Source organism: Pseudomonas sp. EA_65y_Pfl2_P74, from assembly GCF_963970575.1.
GTDB lineage: Bacteria > Pseudomonadota > Gammaproteobacteria > Pseudomonadales > Pseudomonadaceae > Aquipseudomonas > Aquipseudomonas baetica_A.
The window spans coordinates 114,995-127,805 of the sequence record NZ_CAXAOQ010000014.1; the positions used below are offsets into that span (position 1 = coordinate 114,995).

The following is a 12,811-nucleotide window of genomic DNA, read 5'->3' on the forward strand; positions in this document are numbered from 1 at the left end:
GTAGAGGCCGCGTTTCAGCGGCGTGCGGTACATACATCTCGCAGACAAAAAAAGACCCGCCAAAGCGGGTCTTGCCGTGCCAATCCGTTTCAGGCGCTTTTTATCGTTCAAACCCTTCAAGCACGTTCACCGCGTTGATGCCGATTTCCTCCACTGCGTAACCGCCCTCCATGACAAACAGCGTTGGTTTGCCGAGGGCGGCAATACGCTTGCCCATCGCCAGGTAGTCGGGGCTATCGAGTTTGAATTGCGAGATCGGATCGTCCTTGAATGTGTCGACACCGAGCGACACCACGATGATGTCGGCGCCGTAGCGGTCGATCTCGTTGCAGGCCTGTTCCAGCGCAGCGCTCCACATGTCCCAGCCTGAACCGGCGGGCAGCGGGTAGTTGAAGTTGAAACCCTCACCGGGGCCTTCGCCGCGTTCATCATCGTAGCCGAGGAAAAACGGAAACTCCGCTTCCGGGTGGCCGTGGATCGAGGTGAACAGTACGTCGCTGCGCTCGTAGAAAATCGACTGGGTGCCGTTGCCGTGGTGATAGTCGACGTCGAGGATCGCGACTTTTTCGTGGCCCTGATCGAGGAACGCCTGCGCGGCGATGGCGGCGTTGTTGAGGTAGCAATAACCGCCCATCAAGTCGCTGGCGGCGTGGTGTCCCGGTGGGCGGCACAGGGCAAAGGCACCGCGCGCACCCCCCTGAATCGCCGCTTGCGCGGTCAGTGCCACTTGCGCTGCGCTATAGGCGGCCTGCCAGGTGCCGGCGGTGATCGGCGCGCCGCCGTCGAAGCTGTAATAGCCGAGTTGGCCGTGCAGGCTGGTCGGTTTGATTGCGCGCAATGTGCGGGCAGGCCAGGTGTAGGGCAGCAGATCGCCGTCGGTGTTGAACTCGGTCCAGCGCGCCCACGCACCCTTGAAAAACTCGAGGTAATCGCGGCTGTGGATGCGTGCGATGGGTTCAAGGCCGAAATCCTGGGGGGCTCGGACCGGGCCCAGGTGTTGGTTCTGCACGCGTTGCAGCACGTGGTCGGCGCGCGAGGGCATCTCGAAGCAAGGCTTGAGCTGGCCATCGATCAGTTCGCAGCGGCCATGGTGCAGGTGGTGATCGTCCGAGTAGATCGTCAGCATTTGTTGTTCTCCGCAGGGCTGGTTCGGTGGCCTCAAGTGTTGCGGCGTACAACGATTCGGAGAACGGCAGGAAAGGCCAAAAGGGGATTGATATGGCCAAAAATCATGACCGCAATTGGCCCCTCAAGCCTGCATCAGAAAAATGCGATCCCACAGAGATTTGTGTTCAAGCGGTAGGGACGAGGTTGTCCAGCACACGGTTGCTCGCCGGTTCACTGAGCATGGCGAAAAACCTGTGGGAGCGGGCTTGCTCGCGAAGGCGGGGTGTCAGTTTATGCATCAGGTGACTGACACGGCCTCTTCGCGAGCAAGCCTGCACACTGGAATCTCAGTGCGGCCTGAACTGACTCGGCGCCACGCCGCTCCAGCGGACGAACGCATGGCGGAAACTCGCGGTCTCGCTGAAACCCAGGTGTTCAGCGATGCGGTAGATCGGCAGTTGATCTTCACAGAGCATTTGTTTGGCTCGTTCGAAACGCAATTCGTCGAGCAGTTCCTGATAGCTGCTGCCCATGTCTTTGAGGTGCCGACGCAAGGTGCGCGGTGAGCACTTCATTTGCTGCGCCAGCCCCTCAAGCCCAGGCGCGGCGTTCAACTGGGCGCTGAGCAATTGGCGAATTCTTCCCAGCCATGCCTGACGCCCTGTGAACTCGAGATTCTGTTTGCGGCAGCGTTCGGCCATGGCCTGATGAGTAATGCTGTCGGCCAGGGGTAACGGTTGATCGAGCCAGTGCTTTTCGAACGCAAAGGCGTTGTCCTTGGCGGCGAAGTGCAACGGGCTGGCGAAATGCTCGGCGTAGCTGTCACGGTAATCCGGCGCCGCGTGTTCAAAGCGTGTGGCGAGCAGCGGTAGCGGATGACCGAGCAAGTCGTCACAGATGACTTTCAGTGACACCAGACAGAATTCGGCATTGAACGCGGCCATCGCCGGACTCTCGCGATAATCGGCCGCAACGAACCAGACGCGCTCGCCGTCGTCCTCAAGGTTCAGCTCGAAAAGTGTTCCCAGCAACGCCGGATAACGGATCGCCAAATGCAAAGCGTCACCGAAGGTGGCACAGGTCAGGAGTGCGTAACCAAGCATGCCGTAGCAGGAAACGTGCATGCGCCGGCCCAGTTCCAGGCCGATGTCGTGCTTGAGTGCGACCGCGTTGGCGCAGACCTGCATCTCCTGATTGGTGGTGATGCGCGTATCGGCTCGGCTCAGATCCGCCGCACTGATGCCGCTGCCGGCCAGCAGCGCCTGGCTCGACAAGCCTTCGGCGTTGAAGGTGTTGAGTATCAGGGAGACGGCGTTGAGGGTGGTGAGGTGGGAGTGGAGCATCAGTGTCTTCCAGCCAGGGGATGCTGGAAAAGAGAGCAAGTTGTGTGCCGCGACGCTTGTGGTGTCAGTCCGGTCCAGCCCTCACCCTCTGGGAGAGGGTGAGGGGCGGTCCAACGCCATGCTCAGACCAGCTCACCACACAGGTCGAGTTCGACCAGTCGGCGGACTTCAGCGGTTTCCAGGCCTGCACCGAGCAATCCGTTCAACTTGCCGAACGCGGCCTCACGGGTCATGCCGCCACCGGACAACACACCAACGCCCCGCAAGCGACTGCCCGCCTCGTAAACGTCCAGTTCGACGCCGCCTTCATGGCACTGCGTGACCGCCACCACGACCACGCCGTTGTCCCGCGCGCGGGCGAGGCTGGCGAGGAACGCCGGATTGTCGCTCGGCCCGGTACCGCTGCCGTAGCACTCCAGCACCAAGCCCTGAATGCCGCTGTCGAGCAGGCCATCGAGGATTTGCGCACCGATGCCGGGGAACAGTGGCAACACGGCAACATTCGCCAGTTGTTTTGGCTGGTTGTAATTCAACGCCGCTGGAATCGAGGTGGCTTTCACGCCGCCGCCCTGACGCTCCAGACGCTTGAATGGATGACGGCCGAAGCTGCGCACTTTTGCGCAACGGGTCGGTGCCAGCCGTTCGCCGTGGAAGTACAAGTGCACACCCGGCGCCAGGCCTTGGCCGAGGACAACCAGTGCGCCGCTGAGGTTTTCCCAGGCATCGCTGTCAGTAACGCCGGCCGGCAGCATCGAGCCGGTGAAGCACACGCGAGCGTGCAGGCCGAGCAACTGGAAGCTCATCGCCGCCGCGCTGTAAGCCAGAGTGTCGGTGCCGTGCAGGATCAGCACGCTGTCGCAGCCTTGCCCATCAACGGCGTCGACCACCGCTTCACGCAGTTGCTGCCAATAGGCCGGGGTCATGTTGGCGCTGTCGATCAGCGGCGACATCTCGCGAAAGCGCCACTGCGGCACGACCAGTTCAGGCTGGCTGTGCAGGTACTCGCGCATCCGCGCTTCGAAACCGGACGCCGGGGCCAGGCCATTGGCGCTGGCCTGCATGCCGATGGTGCCACCGGTGTACAACACCATGACGTGCTGGGCGGCAGGATAAGTCGAAGGGTTCATAGGATTCTCCGAAACGATGAGTTCCTTGTGGGAGCAGGCATTGCATCACAATAACTGACGGGCGCAGAGGATGCGCCCGTCATTCACCTATCAGCGTTGCGCTGCAGGGACGCCTTGCGGCTCGGCTTGCGTCTTGCCGGTAGCGGCAGACGGGTTGGCCGGCCAGGCTTTGCGGTCCAGGTCCAGATCCGGGAACTTGCTCGAATCGAATACCGGGGTCTTGATGCCGGCCGAACGCTGGTCATCGTAGTCCCGCAGGATGCGCATGCCGACCTTGAACAGCAGGAACAGCGCGATCAGGTTCACGAACGCCAGCAGGGTCATGGTGATGTCTGCGAAGGCGAACACGGTGCTGAGGTTCTCGATGGCACCCCAGAAGATCAACACCAGTACCAGCGCGCGGTAGCCGATCAGCGCCTTGCGGTTTTCACCGATCAGGAAGCGCAGATTGCTTTCGCCCAGGTAGTAGTTGTAGAGAATCGAGGTGAACACGAACAGCGCCAGGGCCACCGAGATGAACATCCGGCCCCAGTCACCGACCACGGCGGCCAGCGAGTTCTGGGTCAGGGCAATGCCGTCGCCTTCGAAGCCCGGGGTGTAGAAACCCGAGAGCAGGATCAGCAGCGCGGTGCAGGTGCAGATCACGAAGGTATCGAGGAACACGCTGAACGCTTGCACCACACCTTGTGCCACCGGGTGCTCGACCGACGCCACAGCCGCCACGTTCGGTGCACTGCCCAGACCGGCTTCGTTGGCGAACACACCACGCTTCACGCCCATCACGATCGCGGTGCCGATCAGGCCGCCGAAGGCCTGGTCGAGACCGAAGGCGCTCTTGACGATGGTCATCAGCATGGCGGGTACTTGGTCGATTTGCAGCACGATCACGTAGATGGTCACGCCGATGTAGATCAGGGTTTTCACCGGCACCAGCAGGTCAGCGACCTTGGCGATGCGTTTGATCCCACCGATGAACACCAGGCCCAGCAACACCGCCAGGCCGATGCCTGTGTAGGTGGTGTCGAAGCCGAAGGCATTGTTCAGCGAGTGGGTCACGGCGTGGGCTTGCAGGCCGTTGAAGGCGAAACCGAAGGTCACCAGCAACAGGAACGCCATGACCATACCCAGCCAGCGCTTCTGCAGACCGTGCTGGATGTAGTAGGACGGGCCGCCACGGTAGGTGCCATCGGAGTCGGTACGTTTGTAGAGCTGACCGAGCGAGCATTCAAAGAAGCTGCTGGACATGCCGACCAGGGCGGTGACCCACATCCAGAACACCGCACCCGGCCCACCCAGGGTCACGGCGATGCCGACACCCGCGATGTTGCCTGCACCGACGCGGCCGGCGAGGCTGAGCATCAGGGCCTGGAACGAGCTGAGTTGCCCGGCGCTGCTTTTCAGGCTGTCGCGGAACACCGCGAACATGTGGAAGAAGTGACGAAATTGAACGAAACGCGAGCGAATCGTGAAGTAGCTACCGAGCCCGACAATGAGCACGATCAGTACTTTCCCTGAGAGGAAGTCGTTGATGACTTCGAGCATGGATTTATCCTCGCTGTTTTTTGTGTAAGCAAATACTGGATGGTAGAAACATCGTGTTACACCGGCGTGCATACGGCACGACGGGTGAGGCGATGATTTCGTCCCGGATCCATTTCGCGGGTTTGTTATTAGTTCGGGTTTCGCATGGGTTATGGCCTCGTTACCGACGACCGCTCACGCGAAGAGGGGCGGCACTATACCTATCAGTGCGGCGCCCGTCTGCACGGTTGTGGTGCAAGCGACGAAACGAAGCTTTGAAACACCCGACGTTACCGGCGCCGGGCTTGTGCAGGGACTGCTGTCTGTGGGGGCGGGCTTGCTCGCGAATGCGGTGTGTCAGGTTCATTTTGGTCGACTGACACGACGCCTGCGCGAGCAAGCCCGTTCCCCCATGAAGCAACCCCCAGACATACGGGTCTCAGGGTCAGAGCGTTAAAAAAAAGGGCCTGGGGACTGATCCCCAGGCCCTCAAAAGGTGAGAGGTGTCTAGTCCCTCGACCTGGTGAGCGGTGCTACAAACAACCTGTTGGTTCAGCCCTTCAGCGGAACCAGACGTGGAGCAATCATGTTTTCCGGGCGCAGGATGTCGGCGAGCATGGCTTCGTCGAGCAGACCTTCCTCGCGCACCAGTTCCAGCACGCCGCGGCCGCTTTCAAGGGCGATACGGGCAATGCGGGTGGCGTTTTTGTAGCCGATGTACGGGTTCAGTGCGGTGACCAGACCGATCGAGTGTTCGACCAGTTCGCGGCAGCGCGCTTCGTTGGCGGTGATGCCGACGATGCAGTGCTCGCGGAGCATGTCCATGGCGCGCTGCAGCAGGCGGATCGAGTCGAGGATCTTGAAAGCGATCAGCGGCTCCATCACGTTCAGTTGCAGTTGGCCGCCTTCGGCTGCCATGGTCAGCGCCAAGTCGTTACCGATGACCTGGAAAGCAACCTGGTTAACGGCTTCCGGAATCACCGGGTTGACCTTGCCGGGCATGATCGAACTGCCTGGCTGACGCGCCGGCAGGTTGATTTCATTGATGCCGGTACGCGGGCCGCTGGACAGCAGGCGCAGGTCGTTGCAGATCTTCGACAGCTTGACCGCGGTACGCTTGAGCATGCCGGAGAACAGCACGAAGGCGCCCATGTCGGAGGTGGCTTCGATCAGGTCGGCGGCGGGCACCAGCGGTTGACCGCTGATCAGCGCCAGACGCTGGACAGCCAGGGCCTGATAGCGTGGGTCGGCGTTGATGCCGGTACCAATGGCGGTACCGCCCAGGTTCACTTCAGTCAGCAGTTCCGGGGCCAGCGTCTTCAGACGGGCCAGGTCTTCGCCCATGGTGGTGGCGAAGGCACGGAATTCCTGGCCGAGGGTCATCGGCACGGCGTCTTGCAGTTGGGTGCGGCCCATTTTCAGGACGTGGTTGAATTCTTCACCCTTGGCTGCGAATGCCTTGATCAGGCTGTCGAGGCTGGCCAGCAGCGAGTCGTGGCCCAGCAGCAGACCCAGACGGATCGCGGTCGGGTAGGCGTCGTTGGTCGACTGCGCCATGTTCACGTCATCGTTGGGGTGCAGGTACTGGTACTCGCCTTTCTGGTGACCCATTGCTTCGAGCGCAATGTTGGCGATCACTTCGTTGGCGTTCATGTTGGTGGAAGTGCCGGCGCCACCTTGAATCATGTCGACCACGAACTCTTCGTGGAAATCACCGCGGATCAATCGGGCACAGGCTTCGCTGATGGCAGCGTGCTTGGCTTCGCTCAGATGACCCAGTTCACGGTTGGCGTCAGCGGCGGCCTGTTTGACCATCGCCAGACCGACAACCAGTTTCGGGTAATGCGAAATCGGAACGCCCGAGAGGCGGAAGTTGTTCACCGCTCGCAGGGTCTGGATGCCGTAATACGCTTGAGCCGGTACTTCGAGGGCGCCAAGCAGGTCGTTTTCTGTGCGGAAAGATGCAGCGGAGGACATGATAGAAATCATCTCAATATGGACCCGGTCTGTGCCGGAACGCTGCGAATGCTAGGCTTGTGGGAAATTTTGGGCCAATGCTGTTCAGCACTGGCCTATGCACATTCGGCATAATGCCGGTGTGACGCCGCGTGCGCGGCAGACGTGTGACCTGTTTTGGTGCGTGTCCGGGAGGACGTGATGAATCTGGAAAGCAAATGGCTTGAGGACTTCAGTGCTCTGGCCGCCACCCGCAGCTTCTCGCAGGCCGCCGAGCGGCGCTTCGTGACCCAGCCGGCCTTCAGTCGACGGATCCGCAGCCTCGAGGCGGCGCTGGGGCTGACGTTGGTCAATCGCTCGCGCACGCCGGTCGAGCTGACAGCGGCGGGGCAGTTGTTTCTGGTGACCGCGCGTACCGTGGTTGAACAACTCGGCGAAGTGCTGCGCCATTTGCATCACCTGGAAGGCGGGCAGGGCGAGGTGATGCAGGTTGCTGCCGCTCACTCGCTGGCGTTGGGCTTCTTTCCGCGCTGGATCGCGCAGTTACGCAACGAAGGGCTGAACATTGCCACGCGGTTGGTGGCGACCAACGTCGGCGACGCTGTGCATGCGTTGCGTGAAGGGGGCTGCGATTTGATGCTGGCGTTCTACGACCCGGACGCGGCGATGCAGATGGACCCGGAAATCTTCCCGTCGCTGCATCTGGGCCAGACGGAGATGCTCCCGGTGTGCGCGGCGGATGCCGATGGCAAACCGTTGTTCGATCTGGAAGGCGATGCCAGCGTACCGTTGCTCGCTTATAGCGCCGGGGCGTTTCTCGGGCGTTCGGTAAACGGCTTGTTGCGCCAGCGCCAACTACGTTTCACCACTATTTACGAAACGGCCATGGCCGACAGCCTGAAAAGCATGGCCCTGGAAGGTCTGGGAATCGCCTGGGTGCCGCAACTGAGCGTGCGGGCCGAACTGGCCCGGGGGGAACTCGTCGTTTGCGGCGGTGCGCAGTGGCATGTACCGCTGGAGATTCGCCTGTATCGCTGCGCACTGGTGCGCAAGGCCAATGTGCGGTTGCTCTGGCGCAAGCTCGAAGGCGGCGCTGCACAAGCGTCCTGACTCACCGCCGATCCAATGGTGGGAGGGGGATTTGTGGTGTTGCGGCGCTGACCTTCAAGTCAATAAAAACGGGCCTTTGCGTCATTTGACAGATGGTCGCCCTGGGGGCTGTTTATTGGCTTCTTTGCGGTATACTGCGCGGCCTTCGGCCGGTACGTCCGGTCATTTTTCCTACAACAAGCCACGCATTCTGCGTGGCTTGTTGTTTTTGACGCGCCTGCGGGCGCCCAGAGAGAAGAGGCGCGACGATGAGTGCACTGGTTGGCGTGATCATGGGCTCCAAGTCCGATTGGTCCACCCTTAGCCACACCGCCGATATGCTGGAAAAGCTCGGCATCCCGTACGAGGTCAAAGTGGTCTCTGCCCACCGCACCCCGGATTTGCTGTTCCAGTACGCCGAAGAGGCTGAAAGCCGCGGCATCGAGGTGATTATCGCCGGTGCCGGTGGCGCAGCTCACTTGCCAGGCATGTGTGCGGCCAAGACCCACCTGCCGGTACTGGGCGTTCCGGTGCAGTCGGCCATGCTCTCGGGCGTCGATTCGCTGCTGTCGATCGTGCAGATGCCCGCCGGTATTCCGGTCGCCACTCTGGCCATCGGCAAAGCAGGCGCGATCAACGCGGCCCTGCTCTCGGCGAGCATCCTTGGCGCCAAGCATCCACAGTTCCACGCGGTACTGAAAACCTTCCGTGCCGAGCAGACAGACAGCGTCCTGGACAATCCAGACCCACGTATTGCCTGAGGTTGTTGAGATGAAGATCGGTGTAATCGGTGGCGGCCAGTTGGGTCGCATGTTGGCCCTGGCGGGGACTCCGCTGGGCATGAACTTCGCTTTTCTCGACCCTGCGCCGGACGCTTGCGCCGCGGCGTTGGGTGAACACCTGCGGGCCGATTACGGCGATCAGGATCATCTGCGCCAGTTGGCCGATGAAGTCGATCTGGTGACCTTCGAGTTCGAAAGCGTCCCGGCTGAAACCGTAGCGTTCCTCTCGCAATTCGTGCCGGTCTACCCGAGCGCTGAAGCCCTGCGCATTGCTCGCGACCGCTGGTTCGAGAAGAGCATGTTCAAGGATCTGGGGATTCCAACCCCAGCCTTCGCCGACATCCAATCGCAAGCCGATCTGGACGCCGCCGTGGCGTCCATCGGTCTGCCGGCCGTGCTGAAAACCCGCACGCTGGGTTACGACGGCAAGGGCCAGAAAGTCCTGCGCAAGCCTGAAGATGTGGTCGGCACTTTCGCCGAACTCGGTAGCGTCGCCTGTTTGCTGGAAGGCTTCGTGCCGTTCACCGGTGAAGTCTCGCTGATCGCCGTGCGCGCTCGCGATGGCGAAACCAGGTTCTACCCGTTGGTGCACAACACCCACGACAGCGGCATCCTCAAGCTGTCCGTTGCCAGCACCGATCACCCGTTGCAAGCGCTGGCCGAAGACTATTCCAGCCGCGTGCTCAAGCAACTGGATTACGTCGGCGTGATGGCGTTCGAGTTCTTTGAAGTCGACGGTGGCCTGAAGGCCAACGAAATCGCCCCGCGCGTGCACAACTCCGGGCACTGGACCACCGAAGGCGCCGAGTGCAGCCAGTTCGAAAACCACCTGCGCGCCGTTGCCGGCCTGCCGCTGGGGTCGACCGCTAAAGTCGGCGAGAGCGCGATGCTCAACTTCATCGGTGTCGTACCGCCGGTGGAGAAAGTCATCGCCATCGAAGATTGCCACCTGCATCACTACGGCAAGGCGTTCAAGGCTGGGCGCAAGGTCGGTCACGCCAACCTGCGTTGCGCCGACATGGCCACGCTCCAGGCACAGATCGTCAAGGTCCAAGCGCTGATCGCCGAGTAAAACAGTTTCATGTGGCAGCGGCGGAACCATTCAGGGGCCGCCGTTCTCTCATGGCAGGATGCGCAAGTCTGACTAGGCTTCGCATATTGACCATCAAGAGGGAAGTGCCATGGGAATTATCGGAACCATCTTTATCGGCTTGATCGTCGGCCTGCTGGCGCGGTTCCTGAAACCGGGCGATGACAGCATGGGCTGGATCATGACCATCCTGCTCGGTATCGGCGGTTCGCTGGCAGCCACCTACGGCGGCCAGGCTTTGGGCATCTATCAGGCAGGTCAGGGCGCAGGGTTCTTCGGCGCGCTGGTCGGCGCGATCGTGTTGCTGGTGATCTACGGCCTGATCAAAAAGAACTGATCCAGGCGACAAAGCCCTCTCTGCCAAACCGGCAGGGAGGGCTAGAATGCTCGGCGATTCATTCCTTTCTTTTTCCGAGCACCTTCATGCGCCGTCTTCTGTTGACTCTCCTTTTCCTGGGCAGTGGCTTGGCCCACGCCGGCGAACTGCCGGAAACCGACTGGCTGGAACTGATGCCCAAGTCGGATCAAAAGGCCCTTGAGGCCATGCCCGAAATCGACCATAACTCCCCCGAAGCCACTGGCACCTTCACCGAGAAGGGCGGCATGAAACAGGCCAAGGGTCTGCCGGCGGTGATGTATTCGACCAAGACTGTGGCGGCGATGAATGGCAAACACATCCGCATTGGCGGATACCCGGTGCCGCTTGAGTCCGACGCCAAGGGTCGCAGTACGCTGTTCTTCCTTGTGCCATATCCGGGCGCCTGCATCCATGTGCCGCCACCGCCGCCGAATCAACTGTTGCTGGTGCGCTACCCCAAAGGTCTGAAGCTCGATGACATCTATACGCCGCTGTGGGTGACCGGCACGCTGAAGATCGAGAAGGTCAGCAATGATCTGGCTGACGCCGCGTATGCGCTGGAAGCGGACAAGGTGCGGGTGGTGCAGGAGTCCGATCTCTAAGAGTTGGCGCAGAACCCAAGGTAGGGGCGGGCTTGCTCGCGAATGTGGTCTCTCAGTCACATTGATGTTGCCTGATACGACGCTTTCGCGAGCAAGCCTTTGCGCCAGGGTCTAGAGCGGTTTGCTGCCGACGCTGACGCCCATGGTGTGGCTCGCACCCGACGCTAAAGTCACCACGTCATCCATCACATTCGCGGTCTCGATGCACAGCATGCGCTGCCAGCCATCGTTATCCATATCGCTGAGCGCTGCCGCGCGGTCGATCCACGGGTTCCAGATTACCGCGGTGCGCGAACCCGTCGCGGTCAGCACGATACGCCGCTCCCACGTCGGGTCGATGATGCTTAGCTGTGGCGGGGCGTCGAGGTAGATGCGGTCGGTTTCGCCGGCAAAGTGCAGATCACCTTGCTGGGTGACGGTCTTCCAGTCATCCAGCGTCTCGATGTAATTCAGGCCATCGACACCGTCGACGTGCACATTGCGCACATCGCTGACGGCGAAGTACGTGTGCAGGGCCTGGCTGAGGCTGACGGTCTCGGCACCCCGGTTGTGGCTGGTCAGGCTGAAGTGCAATTGATCATCCAGGCGCAGGGTCAGGGTCAGATCCACTTCATGGGGCCAGCCCGGCAATCCGCCTTCGGGGCAGGGCAGCTTGAACTCGACCTTGAGGCCGTTGGCCTCGGCTTCGATACCGCCCAGCGCCCAATCCATCGCCCTTACCAAACCATGCGCCGGCGCCGGTTCGTCACTGATGCGCATGGCTTTTACGCTCTGCGGATTGCGTTCGAACTTGCCGAACCACGGCCAGCACACCGGCACACCTGCGCGGATGCTCTTGCCGGTCTTGAAATCGGCCTTGTCGTTGAGCCAGATGATCGGCGGCTGGCCGTCGATCTGATAACTGAGGATGTGCGCGCCTTGCTGGGCCACCAGCACTTCGGCCTGACCGTGGCGAATGCGCCAGCAGTTCAGTTCATCCAGTTTCACGGCTTCAACGTTGGGCGGGTTCATGGGACAGCTCTCGATCAGAAACAGGGACAACTATCGACCGTAAAACGGCCGTGAGGTTTAGCGTGCGCGTGGAGGTACCGAACGGGTGCGACCGCTGCCGTCGATAGCGACGAAGACGAACACCGCTTCGGTGACTTTACGCCATTCGCTGGACAGCGGATCGTCGCTCCACACTTCGACCATCATCTGGATCGAGCTGCGGCCGATTTCCAGGGTCTGTGTATAAAAGGACAATTGCGCGCCAACGGCCACTGGCACCAGGAACGCCATGCGATCAATGGCGACGGTCGCGACGCGGCCTCCGGCCACACGGCTGGCCATTGCGGTGCCGGCCAGGTCCATTTGCGCGACCAGCCAGCCGCCGAAAATATCGCCAAAGCCATTGGTTTCACGCGGTAGCGCGGTGATTTGCAGGGCCAGATCGCCCTGCGGGATCGGATCTTCTTGTTCGAGCTCTATCATGCCGAGGGGCCTCTGACCCGTGACTCTTTGTGGGTATTGCGGGTGGTAGCCGTCTTCAGGAAAAACGATTCAGCACCGAACATATTGCGTTCGTCACGTTTTCCATCAGGCAACTAAAAGGGAAACTCTGCGAAATCGGCTGCTCCCAGGCAAAGGGCGGACCAACGACGTTTTCGCACAGCAACCCCCTACAAACCGGAGCAAGGTTGCGAGTATATCGGTCGGTAGACTCCGCGACGACCATCCGGTTCTGATTTTGACCGCCAAATACGCACCTCTATGTGCTTTTTCGAACAATTTGCTATGGTGCCGAACCTGCTCAAGCCACAGCCAGCGTTGTTGTGGCGGTAGATCCGCCTAATA

12 protein-coding genes are annotated in these 12,811 nt (G+C 61.0%); 5 read left to right on the forward strand and 7 right to left on the reverse strand.

Annotated elements, in window-relative coordinates; all coding sequences use genetic code 11:
- Nucleotides 1–100: 100 nt before the first annotated feature.
- The 5 genes from AACY18_RS13655 to aspA all read right to left on the reverse strand — a co-directional run bounded on the left by AACY18_RS13655 (nt 101) and on the right by aspA (nt 7,075).
- Nucleotides 101–1,126, reverse strand: coding sequence for a histone deacetylase family protein (locus tag AACY18_RS13655; protein WP_339465170.1), 1,026 nt, complete (start codon nt 1,124–1,126; stop codon nt 101–103).
- 328 nt (nt 1,127–1,454) lie between these two features.
- On the reverse strand, nt 1,455–2,450 hold the full coding sequence (locus AACY18_RS13660) for an AraC family transcriptional regulator (protein WP_339431507.1): 996 nt from the start codon (nt 2,448–2,450) through the stop codon (nt 1,455–1,457).
- A gap of 122 nt (nt 2,451–2,572) precedes the next feature.
- A complete protein-coding gene (locus tag AACY18_RS13665; RefSeq protein ID WP_339465171.1) occupies nt 2,573–3,577 on the reverse strand; it encodes an asparaginase in 1,005 nt (334 codons plus the stop codon).
- 90 nt (nt 3,578–3,667) lie between these two features.
- Nucleotides 3,668–5,119 (reverse strand): alanine/glycine:cation symporter family protein, encoded by a 1,452-nt coding sequence (locus AACY18_RS13670; protein WP_339431509.1) that lies wholly within the window; start codon nt 5,117–5,119, stop codon nt 3,668–3,670.
- Between the two features lie 531 nt (nt 5,120–5,650).
- Nucleotides 5,651–7,075, reverse strand: coding sequence for an aspartate ammonia-lyase (gene aspA / locus AACY18_RS13675; protein WP_221731897.1), 1,425 nt, complete (start codon nt 7,073–7,075; stop codon nt 5,651–5,653).
- 180 nt (nt 7,076–7,255) lie between these two features.
- Here aspA and AACY18_RS13680 point away from each other — a divergent pair, with 180 nt between their 5' ends.
- The 5 genes from AACY18_RS13680 (at nt 7,256) to AACY18_RS13700 (ending at nt 10,975) form a co-directional block, all read left to right on the forward strand.
- Entirely contained in the window at nt 7,256–8,164 is a 909-nt protein-coding gene (locus tag AACY18_RS13680) for a LysR substrate-binding domain-containing protein (protein WP_305440537.1), read from the forward strand.
- A gap of 248 nt (nt 8,165–8,412) precedes the next feature.
- Complete coding sequence (gene purE, locus AACY18_RS13685; protein WP_007920220.1) at nt 8,413–8,904, forward strand: 5-(carboxyamino)imidazole ribonucleotide mutase; 492 nt, start codon at nt 8,413–8,415, stop codon at nt 8,902–8,904.
- 10 nt (nt 8,905–8,914) lie between these two features.
- Entirely contained in the window at nt 8,915–9,997 is a 1,083-nt protein-coding gene (locus AACY18_RS13690) for a 5-(carboxyamino)imidazole ribonucleotide synthase (RefSeq protein WP_221731899.1), read from the forward strand.
- Nucleotides 9,998–10,106: 109 nt separating this feature from the next.
- Nucleotides 10,107–10,352, forward strand: coding sequence for a GlsB/YeaQ/YmgE family stress response membrane protein (locus tag AACY18_RS13695; RefSeq protein WP_217829170.1), 246 nt, complete (start codon nt 10,107–10,109; stop codon nt 10,350–10,352).
- Between the two features lie 86 nt (nt 10,353–10,438).
- Nucleotides 10,439–10,975: a DUF3299 domain-containing protein gene (locus tag AACY18_RS13700; RefSeq protein ID WP_221731900.1), complete on the forward strand. Its 537-nt coding sequence runs from the start codon at nt 10,439–10,441 to the stop codon at nt 10,973–10,975.
- A gap of 111 nt (nt 10,976–11,086) precedes the next feature.
- On the opposite strand, the gene AACY18_RS13705 is transcribed toward AACY18_RS13700, so the two are convergent.
- Together AACY18_RS13705 and AACY18_RS13710 are read right to left on the reverse strand one after the other, a co-directional pair.
- Entirely contained in the window at nt 11,087–11,986 is a 900-nt protein-coding gene (locus AACY18_RS13705; protein ID WP_339431510.1) for a D-hexose-6-phosphate mutarotase, read from the reverse strand.
- Between the two features lie 57 nt (nt 11,987–12,043).
- Nucleotides 12,044–12,448 carry an acyl-CoA thioesterase gene (locus AACY18_RS13710; protein ID WP_003229628.1) on the reverse strand — a complete coding sequence of 135 codons (405 nt, stop codon included), beginning with the start codon at nt 12,446–12,448 and terminating at the stop codon, nt 12,044–12,046.
- Nucleotides 12,449–12,811 lie beyond the last annotated feature (363 nt).